Annotated in this window: 18 protein-coding genes; 6 read left to right on the plus strand and 12 right to left on the minus strand. The window is 70.5% G+C overall.

What is annotated here, in order from left to right; genetic code table 11:
- Positions 1-22 precede the first annotated feature (22 nt).
- Positions 23-700, minus strand: a complete 678-nt coding sequence (locus ACLF3G_RS15450) for an SIMPL domain-containing protein (protein ID WP_430670280.1) — start codon at positions 698-700, stop codon at positions 23-25.
- A 132-nt stretch (positions 701-832) separates the two neighbouring features.
- Here ACLF3G_RS15450 and ACLF3G_RS15455 point away from each other — a divergent pair, with 132 nt between their 5' ends.
- From ACLF3G_RS15455 to ACLF3G_RS15480, 6 genes are all read left to right on the plus strand, one after another.
- On the plus strand, positions 833-2,416 hold the full coding sequence (locus ACLF3G_RS15455) for an ABC transporter substrate-binding protein (RefSeq protein ID WP_430670281.1): 1,584 nt from the start codon (positions 833-835) through the stop codon (positions 2,414-2,416).
- 98 nt (positions 2,417-2,514) lie between these two features.
- Positions 2,515-3,930 carry an amidohydrolase family protein gene (locus ACLF3G_RS15460; protein ID WP_430670282.1) on the plus strand — a complete coding sequence of 472 codons (1,416 nt, stop codon included), beginning with the start codon at positions 2,515-2,517 and terminating at the stop codon, positions 3,928-3,930.
- A 56-nt stretch (positions 3,931-3,986) separates the two neighbouring features.
- A complete protein-coding gene (locus ACLF3G_RS15465) occupies positions 3,987-4,964 on the plus strand; it encodes a Bug family tripartite tricarboxylate transporter substrate binding protein (RefSeq protein ID WP_430670283.1) in 978 nt (325 codons plus the stop codon).
- The gene (locus ACLF3G_RS15470) at positions 4,961-6,106 is read left to right on the plus strand and encodes a mandelate racemase/muconate lactonizing enzyme family protein (protein ID WP_430670284.1); all 1,146 of its coding nucleotides are present in this window, start codon (positions 4,961-4,963) and stop codon (positions 6,104-6,106) included. The genes ACLF3G_RS15465 and ACLF3G_RS15470 overlap by 4 nt, the downstream gene beginning before the upstream one ends.
- Before the next feature lie 10 nt (positions 6,107-6,116).
- Positions 6,117-7,025, plus strand: a complete 909-nt coding sequence (locus tag ACLF3G_RS15475; protein ID WP_430670285.1) for an EamA family transporter — start codon at positions 6,117-6,119, stop codon at positions 7,023-7,025.
- 10 nt (positions 7,026-7,035) lie between these two features.
- Entirely contained in the window at positions 7,036-7,488 is a 453-nt protein-coding gene (locus tag ACLF3G_RS15480) for a DUF805 domain-containing protein (RefSeq protein ID WP_430670286.1), read from the plus strand.
- Positions 7,489-7,490: 2 nt separating this feature from the next.
- Here the strand turns inward: ACLF3G_RS15480 and ACLF3G_RS15485 are convergent, their stop codons facing one another.
- The 11 genes from ACLF3G_RS15485 to ACLF3G_RS15535 all read right to left on the minus strand — a co-directional run bounded on the left by ACLF3G_RS15485 (position 7,491) and on the right by ACLF3G_RS15535 (position 16,922).
- Positions 7,491-7,946 (minus strand): septal ring lytic transglycosylase RlpA family protein, encoded by a 456-nt coding sequence (locus ACLF3G_RS15485; RefSeq protein WP_430670287.1) that lies wholly within the window; start codon positions 7,944-7,946, stop codon positions 7,491-7,493.
- Between the two features lie 58 nt (positions 7,947-8,004).
- Complete coding sequence (locus ACLF3G_RS15490; protein WP_430670288.1) at positions 8,005-8,874, minus strand: amidohydrolase family protein; 870 nt, start codon at positions 8,872-8,874, stop codon at positions 8,005-8,007.
- Positions 8,871-9,848: a Bug family tripartite tricarboxylate transporter substrate binding protein gene (locus tag ACLF3G_RS15495; RefSeq protein ID WP_430670289.1), complete on the minus strand. Its 978-nt coding sequence runs from the start codon at positions 9,846-9,848 to the stop codon at positions 8,871-8,873. The genes ACLF3G_RS15490 and ACLF3G_RS15495 overlap by 4 nt, the downstream gene beginning before the upstream one ends.
- Positions 9,849-9,864: 16 nt before the next feature.
- The gene (locus tag ACLF3G_RS15500) at positions 9,865-10,854 is read right to left on the minus strand and encodes a Bug family tripartite tricarboxylate transporter substrate binding protein (RefSeq protein WP_430670290.1); all 990 of its coding nucleotides are present in this window, start codon (positions 10,852-10,854) and stop codon (positions 9,865-9,867) included.
- Positions 10,851-12,050, minus strand: a complete 1,200-nt coding sequence (locus ACLF3G_RS15505) for a CaiB/BaiF CoA transferase family protein (protein WP_430670291.1) — start codon at positions 12,048-12,050, stop codon at positions 10,851-10,853. Before ACLF3G_RS15505 ends, ACLF3G_RS15500 begins: the two co-directional genes overlap by 4 nt.
- Complete coding sequence (locus tag ACLF3G_RS15510; protein ID WP_430670292.1) at positions 12,050-12,898, minus strand: FAS1-like dehydratase domain-containing protein; 849 nt, start codon at positions 12,896-12,898, stop codon at positions 12,050-12,052. Before ACLF3G_RS15510 ends, ACLF3G_RS15505 begins: the two co-directional genes overlap by 1 nt.
- On the minus strand, positions 12,895-13,845 hold the full coding sequence (locus ACLF3G_RS15515; RefSeq protein ID WP_430670293.1) for a catechol 2,3-dioxygenase: 951 nt from the start codon (positions 13,843-13,845) through the stop codon (positions 12,895-12,897). Before ACLF3G_RS15515 ends, ACLF3G_RS15510 begins: the two co-directional genes overlap by 4 nt.
- A 17-nt stretch (positions 13,846-13,862) precedes the next feature.
- Entirely contained in the window at positions 13,863-14,579 is a 717-nt protein-coding gene (locus ACLF3G_RS15520) for a PIG-L deacetylase family protein (protein ID WP_430670294.1), read from the minus strand.
- A 78-nt stretch (positions 14,580-14,657) separates the two neighbouring features.
- Complete coding sequence (locus ACLF3G_RS15525; RefSeq protein WP_430670295.1) at positions 14,658-15,575, minus strand: LysR family transcriptional regulator; 918 nt, start codon at positions 15,573-15,575, stop codon at positions 14,658-14,660.
- 50 nt (positions 15,576-15,625) lie between these two features.
- The gene (locus ACLF3G_RS15530) at positions 15,626-15,808 is read right to left on the minus strand and encodes a hypothetical protein (protein WP_430670296.1); all 183 of its coding nucleotides are present in this window, start codon (positions 15,806-15,808) and stop codon (positions 15,626-15,628) included.
- A gap of 49 nt (positions 15,809-15,857) precedes the next feature.
- Positions 15,858-16,922: a ketopantoate reductase family protein gene (locus tag ACLF3G_RS15535; RefSeq protein WP_430670297.1), complete on the minus strand. Its 1,065-nt coding sequence runs from the start codon at positions 16,920-16,922 to the stop codon at positions 15,858-15,860.
- Positions 16,923-16,939 lie beyond the last annotated feature (17 nt).

Below are 16,939 nucleotides of genomic sequence, written 5' to 3' on the forward strand. Positions count from 1 at the left end.
TTCGGCAATTTTCGGCAAGGGGTCAGCGCGGCCGCAGCACCGCCACCGCCTCCACGGTCGCCGAGACGACCGCATCCTGCGCCACCGCGACCGGCGGGCTGCCGGAAGCGGCGCCGCGGGCGGCCATGGCCATCGGGCGCGGCGCCGCTTCGCCGGCATGGACCGTCACCTCCCGCAGCCCGGCGACCTGAAGGCCGAGTTGGCCGGCGATCTCCGCGGCGCGGGCCTGCACCGCCTCGATCGCCAGGCGAGCCGCGTCCTGGCGTGCCACGCGCGTCGTCTCCCGCCGCAGGGTCCAGTCGAGCGAGGCCATCGCGAGGCCCTGGCCCTGCAGGGTCCCGGCAAGGTCCAGCAGCGCCGGGCCTGCAGCGGCGCGCAGCGTCAGGGACTGGCTCGCCTGCCAGGCGCGCGCCTCATCCACCCGCGCGGTCCAGTAGCCGCCGGTCGAGACCTGGATGCCCGGGGTCGCCTGGGCTTGCGCGACGGCGGCGGCGATGCTGCGGTTCACCGCCTCCTGCGCCGCGGCGGCGGTGCCGGCACGGGCCTCCGCGCGCAGGGTGGCGACGACCTCGTCGGGCGGCCGCGTGACCTCGGCGGTCTCGGACAGGCGCAGGATGGTCTCGGACAGCCCGGCGGGTTGGGCCGCGGCCGGATGCGCCAGGATGAGGGCAGCCAGCAGGGCCAGGGCGCGGCGGGTCATGCGCGGGGTCTCCTTGGGTGTCGCGGCATCCTAGCAGGGCAGGCGTGGTGTCACCTACGCGGTCGCAAGACGATTGACGCGCCGGCAGGGTGGATCGACGCTGGCATCTCGCCGAACCCGGAGACCTCCCCCATGCGTCCCCTTGCCCCCATGGCCCTGTGCGCCGCCCTGCTTGCCGCCGGAATGGCCGCAGCGCCGCCGGCCGCCGCCAAGACCTTCACCTGGTCCTACAACGCGGATGTGCTGACGCTGGACCCGCATTCGTCCAACAACACCTTCACCAACACCTTCATGGGGAACGTCTACGAATCCCTGGTGCGGCACAACGACCGGATCGAGCTGGAACCGGCACTGGCGGAAAGCTGGGAACGCACCTCCCCCACCGTGTGGCGCTTCAACCTGCGCCGCGGCGTGGTGTTCCATGGCGGCGAGACCTTCGATGCCGACGACGTGCTGTTCACCTGGGGGCGCGTCAACGGCCCGGGATCACTGGCGCGCGGGCTGCTCGGCGCGATCAAGGAGATCCGCAAGGTCGACAGCCACACGATCGAGATCGAGACACACCGTCCCTTCCCGATCCTGCTCGCCTCCATCACGCAGTTCTTCATGATGGACGAGGGCTGGTCGCGGGCGAACAACGCGCAGCAGGCGGCGAATTTATCGCAGCAGGTGGAATCGGGGGCGACCCGCACCGCCAACGGCACCGGGCCCTTTCGCATCACGGAACGCCGCCCGGATGAGCGCACCGTGCTGGAGCCGCATGCCGGCTGGTGGGATCGCCCGGTCCACAACCTGACGCGGGTGAATTTCCAGCCGATCCGCAGTGCTGCGACCCGTACGGCGAGCCTGCTGTCGGGCGCCATCGATGCCAGCGTGGAAGTGCCGTTGCAGGACGTGCCCCGCCTGTTGCAGGACCAGCGCGTCCAGATGGTGGAGGGGCCGGAGCTGCGCACCATCTACCTCGGCTTCGACCATGAGCGCGACGAGCTGCTGTATTCCGACGTGCGCGGCGCCAACCCGCTGAAGGACCGCCGGGTGCGGGAGGCGATGTACCGCGCCATCGACGTCAACGCCCTGCGCCGCACCGTGATGCGCGACAAGGCCTGGATCGCCGGCATGATGGTGAGCCCCTTCCTGACCGGGGCGCCACAGGACCTGAACGACCGCCTGCCCTACGACCCGGAGGCGTCCCGCCGGCTGCTGGCGGAGGCCGGCTACCCGAACGGGTTCTCGGTCGGCATCGTCTGCCCGAACGACCGCTACGTGAACGACGAGCGCATCTGCCAGGCCGTCGCCGCGATGTTCTCCCGCGTCGGCATCCGGCTGCAGTTGCAGTCGGAGCCGACCAACATCTGGTCTCGGCGCACGGCGACGCGGGACTTCTCGCTGTACATGCTGGGCCATGCCGGGCTGCCGCTGGCGGATGCGTATTCGACACTGAACGAGGTGCTGCGCACCAACGGGCCGACGACGGGCGGGCTGAACTACGGCCGCTGGTCCAACGCGCAGTTCGACGCGCTGGTGGCGCAGGTGGCGGAAGCGGCGGATGAGCCGACGCGGCGCGGGCTGATCCGCCAGGCGCTGGAGATCGAGCGGGCCGAGATCGCGCATATTCCGCTGTTCCAGCAGCCGATCGCCTGGGCGTCCCGGCGCGGGATCGACCTGCGGCAGGCACCGGACAACCGGCTGCGGCTGTGGCTGGTGAAGGTGGACTGACACTTCCACCACTTTTCGCCCTGGGGTCGGCTGCGCCCCCTCGTCCAACCCTCTCCCCCGGAACGGGGGAGAGCGCTCTTCCGCACTCAGGAACGCATATGACCGATCTTCTCATCCGCGGCGGCGTCGTCATCACCATGGACGCCACGCGCCGCGTGATCCCGGATGGCGCCGTCGCCATCAGGGACGGCCGCATCCAGGCGGTCGGCACCACCGCCGAAGTCGAGGCCGCGCATCCCGGCGCCACGCAGACCATCGAGGCCAAGGGCCGCGCCATCCTGCCGGGGCTGATCGACGGGCACGCGCATGCCGGGCATGGCCTGGTGAAGACGCTCGGCAACAATGACAGCAAGGCGTGGATGGAGGCGTGCCGCGTCATCTACACCCTCGCCTCCCCGCCCGCCTTCTGGCGTGCGGAGGCGAAGCTGGCGGCGCATGAACGGCTGCGCTTCGGCGTCACCACCGGCGTGTCGCTGCTGGGTGGCGGCGACAGCATCGGGCGGGTCGACGACACCGCGTTCACCGATGCGCATGCCGAGGCGACCGAGGAAGTGGGCATCCGCAGCGTGCTGGTGCTCGGCCCGACGCGCCCACCCTTCCCGCGCCCCTATGTCGGGCCGGACGGCGTGGAACGGCCGGTGAGCTTCGAACAGCAGCTGGAGGTCATCACCGCCGGCGTCGAGAAGTGGCACGGCCGCGGCCGCGTGAAGGTCGCGACGCTGATGCCGGTGTACCGCGAGGCGACGCACGACCCGGCGAAGGTGAAGGAAATCGAGCGCCAGGGCCGCCTGATCCGCGATGCGGGCCGATCGCGCGGCGCGACCTTCCACCAGGACGGCCATCGCGACGGCAGCATCGAGATGGCGGACCGCATGTTCGGCCTGCTCGGTCCCGATGCCTGGCTCAGCCACTGCACGGAGCTGACCGACGGCGACATCGAGACGCTGGTCCGCACCGGCACCAGCGTGGTGCACAACCCCTCCGCCATTGCCGCCGTGCGCGGCTACTGTCCGGCGCCGCGCATGATGGACGCGGGCGTCACGGTGATGATCGGCTCGGATGCCACGGCGCCCGACCGTTCCGGCGACATGTTCCGCCACATGTTCCAATGCATCCGCTACCACCAGCGCCACTTCCGCGACGAGACGATGATGCCGCCGGGCAAGGCGCTGGAGATGGTGACCATCGATGCCGCGCGTGGCCTCGGCCTGGGCGACGAGATTGGCAGCCTGGAGGTCGGCAAGAAGGCGGATGTCATCACCGTCGACCTGACGGCGCCGCACATGGTGCCGGCGAACATGCCGGTGGCACGCGTGGTGTATTTCGCGAACGGGCAGGACGTGCTGGACGTGGTGGTGGACGGACAGCTGCTGATGCGCGACCGCGTCTGCGGGCATCTCGACGCGGCGGGGATCGCCGAGGCCGCGAACCGGGAGACGGCGGCGATGCTGGAGCGGTCCGGCCTGTCGCACATGGCGGTCGAGGACCCGGGTTGGGGCCTGACCAGGCGTTGAAGGGACACCCCGGCCGCGTCATGATGCGGCCGGGAAACGCCCCGGGAGAACGGCACATGCCGCAACGTCGCACGCTGATGGCCGCCGCCCTTGCGGGGCTGGCCGCCCCCCGCCTTGCCCTCGCCCAGGTCTGGCCCACCCGGCCGGTGCGGCTGGTGGTGCCGGATGCGCCGGGCGGCGGCAACGACAGCACCGCGCGGGTCTTCGCGCATCACCTGGAAGCCGCCCTCGGCCAGCCGGTGCCGGTCGAGAACCGCGCCGGCGCCGGTGGGCGCATCGGCGTGGAGAACGCCTTCCGCTCCCCGGGCGACGGCACCACGCTGCTGCTTGGCAATGCCGGGTCGAACGGCATCAACGCGGCGCTGTACCGTGACCTGCCCTACGACCTCGAGACCAGCTTCGTGCCGATCTCCCTGCTGGTCACCGGACCGAACGCGCTGGTTGTGAACAGCCGCGTGTTTCCGGTGAACACCGTGGCGGAGCTGCTGGCGATGATCCGGGCGAAGCCACCGGGCCACTACAACTACGCGACGGCCGGCGCCGGATCCTCCGCGCATTTCTCCTGCGAGCTGTTCAAGTCGATGACCGGCACGGACATGGTGCATGTGCCGTATCGCGGCGCCGCCGGCATGGTGCAGGCGGTGGTCGCCGGCGACGCGCCATTCCTGATCGCGAACATGGTCAACGTGATGCCCTTCGCCCGCCGCGGCGAGGTGAAGATGCTGGCCGTCACCAGCCTGGAGCGCTGGCCGGACGCGCCGGACGTCCCGACCCTGCACGAAAGCGGCCTGCCGGGCTTCGAGACCATCGCCTGGAACGGGCTGTTCGGCCCGCCCGGGCTGCCGGCGGAAGTCGTTTCGCGGCTGCTGCCGGAGTTGCGCCGCATCGGTCGGCTGCCGGAGGTGATCGACCGCATCAACCTGCTCGGCGGCCGCATCGTCACCAGCGACCCGGACGTGCTGATCGCCCGCGTGCGCGCCGATATCGCCAAGTGGAAGGCGTTGGCCGAGAGCGCGAATATCCGCCTGTCATGAAGATCGCTTCCATCGCCTATCGCGGCCTGAACGTCACGCCGAAGACCAATTGGGGCTTTCTCGAAGTACGGACGGAGGATGACCGCACCGGGCTCGGCGAATGCACGCTGGGGAACCAGGAGCCGCTTGTGGCGGCGGAGGTGGACAGGCTGGCGGCGAACCTGGTCGGCCAGGATGCGCGCGATCGCAACCGCATCGCCCGTTTCCTGCCGCACGCGCCGGGTGGGCTGGTGGCGGCCACCACGCTGTCCGCGCTGGACCAGGCGCTGTCCGACCTCGCGGCACAGCGGAACGGCGAGCCGATCTTTCGCCTGCTGGGCGGGGGGTTCCGCGACAGCGTGCGGCTCTATGCCAACATCAACCGTGGCGCCAACCCGCGCACGCCGGAGGGCTTCGCCGCCGCCGCCCGCCGCGCACTGACGGATGGCTTTGCCGGCATCAAGCTGGCCCCCTTCGAGCCGCTGATGTGGGAGGATGGTGCAACGCCGGACAACCGCGCCGCCTATGCGGAGGGGCTGGACCGCATCGCCGCCGTGCGTGAGGCCATCGGGCCTGATATCGACCTGATGGTCGATGCCCATTGGCGCTTTTCGCCCGGCTCCGCCGCCGCCTTGATCCGCGATGTAGCCCGGGAAAACCTGTTCTGGCTGGAATGCCCGGTGGCCGAGGCGAACCACCGCGAGATCGCCCGGCTGCGCGGCCTGTGCAACGCGCGCGGCATGCGGCTGGCCGGGGCCGAGAGCCTGTCCGGCCTTGCCGCCTACCGCCCGCTGGTCGAGGCCGGCTGCTACGACGTGCTGATGCCGGATGCCAAGCACGCGGGCGGGTTGCAGGAAATCCTGCGCATCGCCGCCCTGGCGCAGACAGCGGGGGTGGAAATCGCGCCGCACAACCCGACCGGGCCGGTCTGCCACGCACACTCCGTCCACCTCTGCGCTGCGATCCCGAACTTCCTGGTGCTGGAAGTCCAGTACGGGGAAACCGAGGCCTTCTTCGATATCGTGCAGGGCGAAAGCCTGCGCTTCGACCGAGGCGCGGCGCGGCTGCCGCAGTCTCCGGGTCTCGGGATCAGCCTGGCACCGGGCGACACGCCGGCCTGGAAACGCATGGACCGCCCTTGGCTGGACCCTCGGCTGGGCTGATAAGCACCGGATGATATCCGGCTGGATCGGCGTAACCGTCACCGCGGCACTGTTCCAGTGCTGGCGCACCGCCATGCAGCAGCGGCTGCGCGGGCAGCTTTCCGTCAATGGCGCGGGGGTGGTGCGCTACCTGTACGGCGTGCCCGTGGGCCTGTTGCTGCTGGGGCTGTATGTCCTGGCCTTCGGCGGCAGCCTGCCGCCGCTGGGCCTTGCCGTGCTGGCGCTGTGTGCGCTGGGCGGTTTCCTGCAGATCCTCGGCACCAACCTGCTGATCATGGCCTTCGGCTACCGCAACTTCGCGGTCGGCACCGCCTACGCCAAGACCGAGGCGATGCAGGCCGCCTTCGTCGCCACGCTGCTGCTGAACGAACATCTGTCGCTGCTGTCCTGGATCGGCATCGCGGTCGGTGTCGGTGGCGTGCTGTACCTGTCCCTCGCCGGGCGCGGCACGTCGCCTGCCGAGCTGCTGCGCGGCGTGACGCAGCCGGCGGCGCTGTGCGGCATCGGCGCCGGGCTGTGCTTCGGCATCACCGGCGTGCTGATCAAGGCCGCGAACCAGGCCATGCCGGGGCCCGACGTGGTGTTCAAGGCGCTGCTGATCCTGGTCATCACGAACAGCCTGCAGACGCTGATGCAGGGCGCCTACCTGGCCTGGAAGGAGCCCTCGCAGTTCCGCGCCGTCTTCACCACATGGCGCGACAGCGCGAAGGTGGGGGCGCTGTCGGCCATGGGGTCGGCCTGCTGGTTTTCTGCCTTCGCGCTGGCGCCGGTGGCGCTGGTGCGTGCGGTGGGGCAGGTGGAGATCCTGTTCACCCTGGGCTTCAGCCGCTTCTACCTGCGCGAGAAGGCGACGCGGTCCGACATCCTTGGCGCGCTGGTCGTGGTGGCGGGCGTGGTGCTGGTGCTGGCCGGAAGCTGAGGGGCGGACGATGAATTTTTCGCAGTGGCTGAGCACGCGCGGCCGCATCACGCGGACCATCTGGTGGCGTTGGTACGGCTTCGTCTTCCTGGGGTTCGGCCTTGTCAACGGCCTGGTGCAGCGCGGACACGGCATGCCCTCGCTGCTGGAAGCGCTGCTCGGGCTGGTGTCGCTGCTGCTGATCCCGGCGGCGATCTGCGGCGGCGCGAAGCGCTGGCACGACCGGGATTGCAGCGGCTGGTGGCAGCTCGTGGTGCTGATCCCGGTGGTGGGGTGGCTGTGGAACCTGATCGCGGTCGGCGCGATGCCGGGCAATACCGGCCCGAACCGCTTCGGCCCGGACCCGCGCGAGACCGGCGGCATCGCGCCACCCTGGGGGCCGCCCTCGGTCCCGCTGCGGCGGGGCACCGACGCCTCGCCACGGCGGAATGGCGGCAGCGTGCCGCCGACCGGGACAGGCTGAGTTCAGCGCCCGCCCGCGCCGGGGCGGGTGCTGCCGTCGCGCTGCGGCACCTCGATCGGCTCGATCACCACCGGCGCCGTCCCATCCTCCCGCATCCCCAACCGGTCCGCCGTGCGCGGGCTGACATCGAGGATGCGGCCGCGGGCATAGGGACCGCGATCCTCGATCTCGACGGTTGCGGTGCGGCCGGTCTCCGTATTGGTCACCCGCGCCGTGGTGCCGAGCGGCAGGGTACGACTGGCGGCGGAATCGGACTGCGCATCGAAGCGCTCGCCATTCGCCATCGGCCGGCCATGCAGGCGGGGATGGTAGAAGGAGGCCTCGCCCCGCTGCACGCGGCCGCTGGTGTCGTCGCCCGGCCGCGCCCGTTCCTCCCGCGGGTTGCGATCCTGTGCCAGGACCTGACCGCTGAGCGCCAGAGAGGCCAGCGCGACCACCATCATCCGATACCGGGCCATCCTGCCCTCCTGCCCGTTGTTTCGCGGCATGAGACGCGCGGCGGGCACCAGGGTTCCCTCAGGGCCAGTAAAGGCGGTTCGGGTTGGCCACCACCACCTGGCGCAGCAGGGCTTCGTCGCCCTGCACCATCTCGCCCAGCAGATCCACCAGGTCGCCATCGTTCGGCATGTCGCCGGCGATGTTGGGGTGCGGCCAGTCCGTGCCCCACAGGCAGCGGTCCGGCGCCGCCGCCAGCAGCGCCTGGGCAAAGGGCACCGCATCGCGGAACGGCGCACCCGACGAGGACACCCGCTCCGGCCCCGAGATCTTCACCCAGGCCAGCGGGTTGCGCATCAGCTCCAGCAACTGCCGGAAGGCCGGCTGGCCGGTGCCGTCCTTTGCCTTCACGCGGGCCATGTGGTCGATGATGAAGGGGATGCGGATGGCGGAAATGGTGTCCGCCAGCGGCACGATGTCCTGCGCATCCAGGTGCAGCACCACGTGCCAGCCCAACGCCTCCGCCTGCGCCAGCACCCGGCGGAAATGCGCCATGTCCGGCATGCCGCCCAGGTGCTTCACGAAGTTGAATCGCACGCCGCGGATTCCGCCTTCGTGCAGTCGCGCCAGTTCCGCATCCGTCACGCCCTGTTCCACCACGGCGACGCCGCGCATGCGGCCCTCGCTGCGGGCGATGCCGTCCAGCGTCACGGTCATGTCGCTGCCGTGGCAGGAGGCATGCACGATGACGGCGCGGGAAATGCCGAGGATGCCGTGCAGCTTCACCAGCCCCTCATAGGGGCTGTCGGGCGGCGTATAGGCGCGGTCCGCGGCATAGGGGAACACGGCGCCGGGGCCGAAGACGTGGCAATGCGCGTCGCAGGCGCCTTCCGGCAGCACCAGGCGCGGCGTTCTCGTAGCCGGGTCGGGTCCCTTGCAGGTCGGGATCATTGGCGCGGGATTCCTGCCTTCTCGATCACTTCGGTCCAGCGCGCCGTGTCGGCGGCCAGCAACTGTCCCATCTCGGCCGCCGTGCCACCGCGCGGCTCGACGCCCACCTGGGTCAGCGTGGCGCGCAGTTCCGGCGTGCGGAGCGCCTCGTTCACCGCCGTGTTGTAGGCGGCGATCGCCTCCGGCGGCGTGCCGGCGCGGGCGACCAGCGCGTTCCAGGAGGCGACGTCGTAATCCGCGACCCCGGCCTCTGCCAGCGTCGGCACGTCGGGCAGGTTTTGCGCCCGTGTCGCGGAGGTCACGGCCAGGACGCGCAGCGCGCCGGACTGGATCTGGCCCCAGATCGGGCCGGTGATCTCGAAGGCCGCATCGACATCGCCACGGATCAGCGCCGTGGTCAGCGCCGGGGTCGCCGGGAAGGCGATGGTCTCGAACCGCGTGGCGGAGCGGATCTTGAACAACTCGGCCGAAAGGTTCTGCGTGCTGCCTGCGGTGATGCTGCCGATGTTGAGCCGGCCCGGATTGGCCCGCAGCCGCGCCAGCAGCCCGGCGATGTCGCGGTCCGGCGAATTCGGCGCCACCACCACCGCGATCGGGAAGGCACCCATGGTGACCACGGGGGCGAAGTCCGTCAGCGGATCGAACGGCAATTGCCGGAACAGCGCCTTGCTGATCGCGGTGCCGTTGGAGGCGACGAGCAGCGTATGCCCATCCGCCGGCGCCGCCATCAATTGCTGGCCGGCGACGATCCCGCCCGCGCCGGGGCGATTGTCGATCACCGCCGGCTGGCCGAGCCGTTCAGAGATGCGCTGCGCCACCGCGCGCGCGGTGAGGTCCGCGACGCCGCCCGGCCCGAAGGGCACGACGATGCGGATCGGCCGGGACGGCTGCCAGCCAGCCTGGGCGCGCGCCGTGGACAGGAACGGCAGGGCGAGGCCGGCGCCGAGCAGGGTGCGGCGGGTTGTCGGGTTCATGGTTGCAAGCTCCCGCTCAATCGTTCGTCACATTGGCGCGGCGGATCACCTCACCCCAGCGCGCACGCTCCGAGATGATCAATTCCCGAAAATGCTCGGGCGTGCCGGGGGCGGCGTCAGCGCCCTCGGCTTCCAGCCGCGGCCGCAACTTCTCGCCGCGGAGCGCGGTGGCGCTGGCGGCGTTGACGCGCTCGACGATGGCGCGTGGCGTACCGGCGGGCGCGACAAGCCCGTACCATTGCACCGCGTCGAAGCCCTTCACGCCCTGTTCGTCCAGAGTCGGGATGTTCGGCTCGCTGGACAGGCGGGTCAGTGAGGACACACCAATGGCGCGCAGCAGCCCGGCGCGCACCGGCGGCAGGATCGGTGGGCCGCCTGTCATCGTCATGTCGAGCTGGCCGCCAACCAGGTCGTTCATCATCGGGCCGGTGCCGCGATAGGGCACGTGCAGCAGCTCGATCCCCGTCGCCAGGCAGAAGGCCACCACGGCGGTATGCGCGGCGGAGCCGTTGCCGCCGGAGCCGTAGGTGATGGCGCCGGGGTTCGCCTTGGCGCGGTCGATCAGCTCCTGCGCCGTGGTGATCGGCAGCTTGCGCGGGTTCACCACCAGGATGTTCGCGACGTTCGCCACCAGCACGATCGGCTCGAAGCTGGTCACCGTGTCGAAGCTCAGGTTGCGGTAGAGCGAGGGGTTCACCGCCAGCGTGCCGATATGGCCCATCATCAGCGTGTAGCCATCCGGCGCGGCGCGGGCGACCAGTTCGCTGCCCAGCGTACCGCCGGCGCCCGGGCGGTTCTCCACCACGAAGGGCTGGCCGAAGGCCTCCTGCAACTCGGCGCCGAGCGCGCGGGCCAGGATGTCCGTGCTGCCGCCCGGGGTGAAGGGCACCACCAGGCGCACCGGACGCGTGGGCCAGGCGCCCTGGGCGTGCAGCAGGCCGGGGGTGGCCAACAAGGCCGCGCCAGCGCCGAGCAGGGCGCGGCGGGGGGTGCGGAAATCATTCATGTCGTTTCTCCCAAGGCGCCGGTTCGCGCCAGTTCTTCGATTTCGTCCGGGTCCAGCCCGGCCTCCGCCAGCACGTCCCGGCCATCGGCACCGAGCCGCTGCGCCGCCGGCAAGGCGGGCGTCATGCCGCCCGAGAGGCGGTTCGGCGCGGCGATGGCGAAGGTGGGGCCTTCGGTCGGATGCTCCTCCTCCCGCACCAGGCCGGTGGCGCGCAGATGCGGGTCGGTCAGCAGGCTCTCGATGGTGTTGTAGGGCATCGCCGGCACGTCGTGCGTGGCGAAGATCTCCAGCCATTCCGCGGTGGGTCGTCCAATCAATGCGGTGGCGCGGATCGCGAAGTAGTCCTTCGTATGCTGCGTGCGCGCGGCAACGCGGGAAAAACGCGGGTCCTCCACCAGCTCCGGCCGGCCGATGGCGCGGAAGAAGCCATGCGCCTGCGCGTCGGTGTTGGCGGAGACCGCGATGAAGCCGTCGGCGGTCTTCAGCGGCCGCGCCTCGGGGCTCAGCACGCGCTGGTCGCCGGGGGGGCCGAGGGCGGGGCGGAAGGACATCGGGCCCAGATGTTCCTGCAGCACGAAGGCCGCCATGTTTTCGAACATCGGGATTTCCAGGCTCTCGCCGCGCCCGGTCTTCTCCCGCCGGTAGAGGGCGAAACCGATCTGCTGGGCGGCGATCAGGCCGCAGACGTGGTCCGCGATCAGCATCGGCACGTAGCGCGGCTCGCCTGTCGATGCCTCGAAGCAGCCGGCGACGCCGGAGACGCCCTGGATCACCGTGTCGTAGGCCGGCCTGCCGGCATAGGGGCCGGTGGTGCCGAAGCCGACGATGGAACAATGGATCAGCCGCGGCAGTTTTTCGGCCATGGTCGCGGCATCGACGCCGAGGCGCTTCTGCGCGTCCGGGCGGATATTCGTCACCAGGATGTCGCAGTGCGCCGCGATGCGGGCCAGCACCGCCTTGGCACGCGGATGCTTCAGGTCCAGGCAGATTGACCGCTTGCCGCGGTTGAAGTTCAGGAACTTCCCCGCCATGCCCGGCGAACGGCCCTTGCCGCCGAGCTTGCGCAGCAGGTCGCCTTCCGGGCTTTCCAGCTTGATGACCTCCGCCCCCTGTTCCGCCAGCACGCCGGTGCAGACCGGTCCGACGACGACGGAGGACAGGTCGAGCACGCGCAGCCCGTCCAAAGGTCCTGGCATCAGGCGATCCTCGCCTGGATGCGCAGCGCCATGCGGCCCGCCTCGTCCTCGGCCCAGAGCAATTGCCGCCCTTCCTCGTCCGGCGCGGTGCCCGCGAGGAAGGCAGGGCGGCCCGCGGTCAGCGGGCGCAGCGTGCGGGTGTCGGTGGCGCGGATGGCGGCGTCCGGGTCGGCGTGGCGCAGCGCGGCCTCCAGCAGCATCATGGTGGTCAGCCCGCCATTCACCACCAGGCCGGGATAGCCTTCCTCATCCCGCGCATAATCGGCATCGTAGTGGATGCGGTGGCCGTTGAAGGTCAGGGCGGAATAGCGGAACAGCAGCACCGGGTCGGGCTTGAACGGCTCCCGCCACGCGGCCTCCGGCAGCGGGTCGGCGGGCGGTACGGCGTCAGGCGTTGCGGTCGCGGCCTCACGATACGCGATGTCCTGTTCCTCCACTGCCACCATCCCGGCCGGGCCGGTGACGGTGTGCCGGACGGTGACGAAGACCAGGCGGCCGCTGCGGCCCTGCTTCGGCGTGATCGCCGTGATCTCCGACCGCCGCACCACGGCGTCGCCGATGCACAGCGAGATGCCATAGGTGGTGCGGCGGCCGGCCAGCATGCGGCGCGGCAGGTCCACCGGCGGCAGGAAGTCCCCCTTCGCCGGGTGCCCGTCCGGGCCGAGTTGCGATTGCGGCTGGGCATCGTCGAACAGGATGGCGAGCCAATGCGGCGGCACCGCCGCGCCGATGGCAAGCGGCGGCGGCGCACGGTCCAGCATGGCGGCCAGGCGGCGCGCGGCGGGCGCCGTCATCTGATCCTCGACCTCCCGCCAGCGGCCGACCCAGTCGGACAGTTTTTCGCTCATGGGTCCACGCCCTCCGGCAGCGGCGGTGTTCCGTGGGTATGAAAGGAAGAAATGGTCTGCAGGCCCCAGGCCTGGCCGCGGCGGCGCTCGGCCTCGGTCCAGACGATGGGCTTCCAGTCCGGCGCCAGCACCAGCCGCGCCCCGGCATTTGCCAACTCCACGCGGTTGCCGCCGGGTTCATACACGTACAGGAAGAAGGTCTGCTGGATGGCGTGCTTGTGCGGCCCGGTCTCGATGTGCACGCCGGCCTCCAGGAAGATGTCGGCGGCGCGCAGGATGTCCTCGCGGCTATCCAGCGCGTAGGTCAGGTGGTGGAAGCGGTCGCCGATGCCGTGCGCTTCCCGCGAATAGGCGATGTCGTAGGATTTGTTGGTGCAGGTCAGCCACAGCCCGGCTTCGACGCCGCTGTCGAGGATGATCTGCTCGGTGGTGCGCATCCCCAGGCATTGCTCGAAGAAAATGCGGTTGGCGCCGATGTCGGCCGCCAGCAGGTTGATGTGGTCCAGCCGCCGCACGTTCACGCCGCGCGCCGGGAAGCGCTGCGCCTGGTTCTTCAGCGCCGGCTTCTGGCCGGCCGGCGGGTCGTACCATTCGGTATCGTAGTACAGCTCGATCGTGTGGCCGTCCGCGTCGCGGCAGACGAAGCTGCGGCCGTGGCCGAGGTCGCCATCGGTCCAGCCCATCCCGAACCCCGCCGCCGTCAGCGCAGCGGCGCGGCGTTCCAGCGCCTGCGGGCTGCGCGTGCGGAAGGCGAAGTGGCGGATGCCGGAGGTCTCGTGCGCCGTCAGCTTCAGGGTGTAGCGCTCATAATCGTCCCAGGCGCGGAGATAGGCGGAACCCGGCGCCTCGCCGGAGACGGTCATGCCCATGACATCGACGAAAAAGCGCAGGCTGTCGTCGAAGCGCGGTGTCAGCAGTTCCAGATGGCCGAGATGGGCCAAGTCCATCACCGGCTCATCCATGCTCAGACCAGCTCTTCCAGCGCCTGCGGGAACAGCCGCTGATAGGCCTCGCCATGCACCATCGGCTTGCCGGAGTTGCGGCCGCCCTGCATGCCGCGGTTCAGCGCCACGCGCTCGTAGTATGCCCACAGATGCTTTTGCGCCGGCAGGCACTGGAACGCCTTGAACTTGGTCTCCCACACCTCGGAGATGTTGAGCAGCACGTCCGGCTTGAAGCCGCATTGCTCGGGCTGGTGCGGTTCGAACAGGAACATCGCCGGCGCGCTGTAGGTGTAGTCCGCCTGCGGCTTGTGCCCCATCGCCTGGGCGATGACGCGCGCCTTCTGGGCGAAATGCACGGCCTCGGGGTGGTCGAAATTGTAGGGGTCGTGCAGCGCGTGGCTGAGCACGAAGCTGGGGTTCAGCTCGCGGAAGATGTCGATGGCGCGGTCCAGCATGGCCTCGGTCGTCACCAGCGGGTAGTCGCCGGCATCCATGAACTCGATCTCGGCGCCGAGCACCGCGGCCGCCGCCTCGGCCTCGGCCTTCCGACCTTCCTTGACGCCCTGCAGCGTCGCGCCCTTCTCCTTCCAGGCGAACTGGCTCTCGCCGCGCTCGCCATAGGACAGGCAGAGGATCTTCATGCGGTAGCCGCGCTTCGCATGCAGTGCGATGGCGCCGCCGGCACGCCAGACGAAGTCGCCGGGATGGGCGGTGACGACGAGACCCGTCTTGGACATGCGATTTCCCCTGTATGGCCAGTTCGCCGAAGGTATGCCGGTGGCGCGGCTTCGCCACAAATGGAAAGAACGGCGAGACTATGCCGTTTTCTGCATCTTCGTCCCCTGCGCCTTGAAGCGCCGCCGCAGCAGGCCCAGCAGCGCCTCCGCCGCCGGGCTGAGCGGCACGCCGCGCCGGGAGACCACGCCGAGGCGCCGCAGCACCCCCGGATCGCGCAGCGCCACCGCCACCACCCCGGCCGAGCCCGCCGCCTCCACCGCCAGGCGCGGCACGACCGCCAGTGCCAGGCCGGCTTCGACCATGCTGATCGCGGTCGCCAGGTGCTGCACCTCATACCGCCAGTCCATCGCGTCCCGGCGGGCGCCCAGCGCCTCGTCCAGCAGGGCGCGGTTGCCAGTGTGCGGGGCAACGCGGACCAGCGGGTGGCCCTCCAGATCGGCCCAGGACAGGTGTGGCCGGGTGGCGAAGGCGTGCGCGGCCGGGCAGGCGACGACGAAGACCTCGGTCAGCAGTGGCACGATATCCAGATCCCACCGGTTGGCGGAGACGATGGTGATGCCGAACTCGGCCTCCCCGCGCGCCACGCGCTCCGCGATCTCGCTGGCCGAATTGTCGAAGACCTTGACGGTTACGCCGGGATGGGTGCCGGCGAATTCGACCAGCAGGCGCGGAATGTGGTGCACGGCGATGGTCGGCAGGCAGCCGATGGCGACCGTCTGGCCGCCCTGGCTGGCCCCCGCGCGCAGTTCCGCCAGCACGGTGATGAGCGCCTCCACCGGCCCGCGCGCCCGGGCGGCGAGTTCCAGCCCGGCCGGCGTCAGCGTCACCTGCCGGGTGGTGCGTGCCAGCAGCCTGGTGCCCAGCGCGTCCTCGAACTTGCGGATGCGGTGCGACAGGCCGGTCTGCGACAGGTTGAGGTGGGCGGCCGCCTTGCGGAACGATCCACGTTCCGCGATCGACAGGAAGGCTTCCAGGCCGAGGAAGTCCACCGCCATGCCTGCGCCCTCCCCCGCCGCGTTCCGTGAACGCTACGGGGGCGCCGGCGTCAAGCTTTTGCGGTGCGGCGGCGCAAGGGCTCCAGCCGGCGCCGCGGTTCCTGGCAGGCCTTCAGGCAATCCGCGGCGGTGTTGGCGGGTGGCTGCTGCCGACGCCACAGGGCAGCGAGGCTTTCGCGCGTGGGCGCGCCCCGGCGCGCCCAGATGACGCGGCGTTCGAGGTCGGTCTGCATGTCGGCTCCTCCGGCCCGCGCAACGCCGCGGGCCGGCACAGGTTCCCGCTCAGTTCAGCCGAAGATCGTGGATGTGGCGTGGGTCGGCCGCGATCTCGCCGCGCTCGACACGCTGCACCAGGCTGGTCAGCGCCGCATTGGCCGGCGTGGGCAGGCCGAGCGGCTGCGCCTGGTCCACGATGAAGCCGTTGAGGAAGCCGATCTCCGTCCGCCGCCCCTTCACCATGTCCTGCCCCATGGAGGGCCGGTGCGCGCCGCCGCCGGGCTTCTTCGCTTCCTCCAGCCGATGCGCGTCGTACTGCGCACGAGCCGCGGCATCGCCCTCCCCGGCGCGGGCGATCACCTCCGGGTCCAGATGGTGGATCTCCTCCAGCGCGTAGCCGAGCGCCTGGCCAAGGCGGATCGCCTCGCTGCCCAACCGGGCGCCAAAGTCGCGCAGCCGGTCGTCCAGCAGCGTGTCGCGGCTGATCAGGCCGGTGCAGGCGCACAACCCGTTGCCCATGACGTTGGCGACCAGCTTCGACCAGCGCTCGCCCCACAGGTTGGTGGTGACGGTGGTGCTGTCGGAAAGTGCCGTCAGCCGCCCGACCTCCCGCGCCCGGTCGGTGATGCGGCCATGCACCTCCCCCACCCGATACACGGTGTGCGCGGCGCCGCCCTTGCCGGAGGCGCGGCGCACATGACCAGGCTCGCACAGATCCACGGTGATCGAGCTGGCGATGGCACCCAGGGTGCGGCCCCAGCCGACGATGCCGGCGATGGTCTCCTCGTTCATGCAGTTCTGCAGGCTGACGACGAAGCCCTCCGGCGCCAGGTACTGCCGGATCATCATGGTGGCCCAGGCGGTGTCGTAGGATTTCACGCAGACGAAGGCGATATCGAAGGGCTTTTCGCGCGCGACCGATTGCAGCTCGGTCAGGTGCAGCGCGCGCACCGGCACGGTGAATTCCGGCACGTCCTTGAGGTGGCTGATGCGCAGGCCGCGGGCCCGCATCGCCTCGACATTCTCGGGCCACATGTCGACGAAGGTCACATCCTCCCCGGCCTGCGCCATGTGCGCGCCGGCATAGCCGCCAACCGCGCCGGCGCCGATGATGGCGATGCGATGAGCCATGGTTCGTCCCCTCGATG

Origin of the sequence: Falsiroseomonas sp. HC035 (assembly GCF_050563525.1) — a bacterium.
Classification (GTDB): domain Bacteria; phylum Pseudomonadota; class Alphaproteobacteria; order Acetobacterales; family Acetobacteraceae; genus Falsiroseomonas.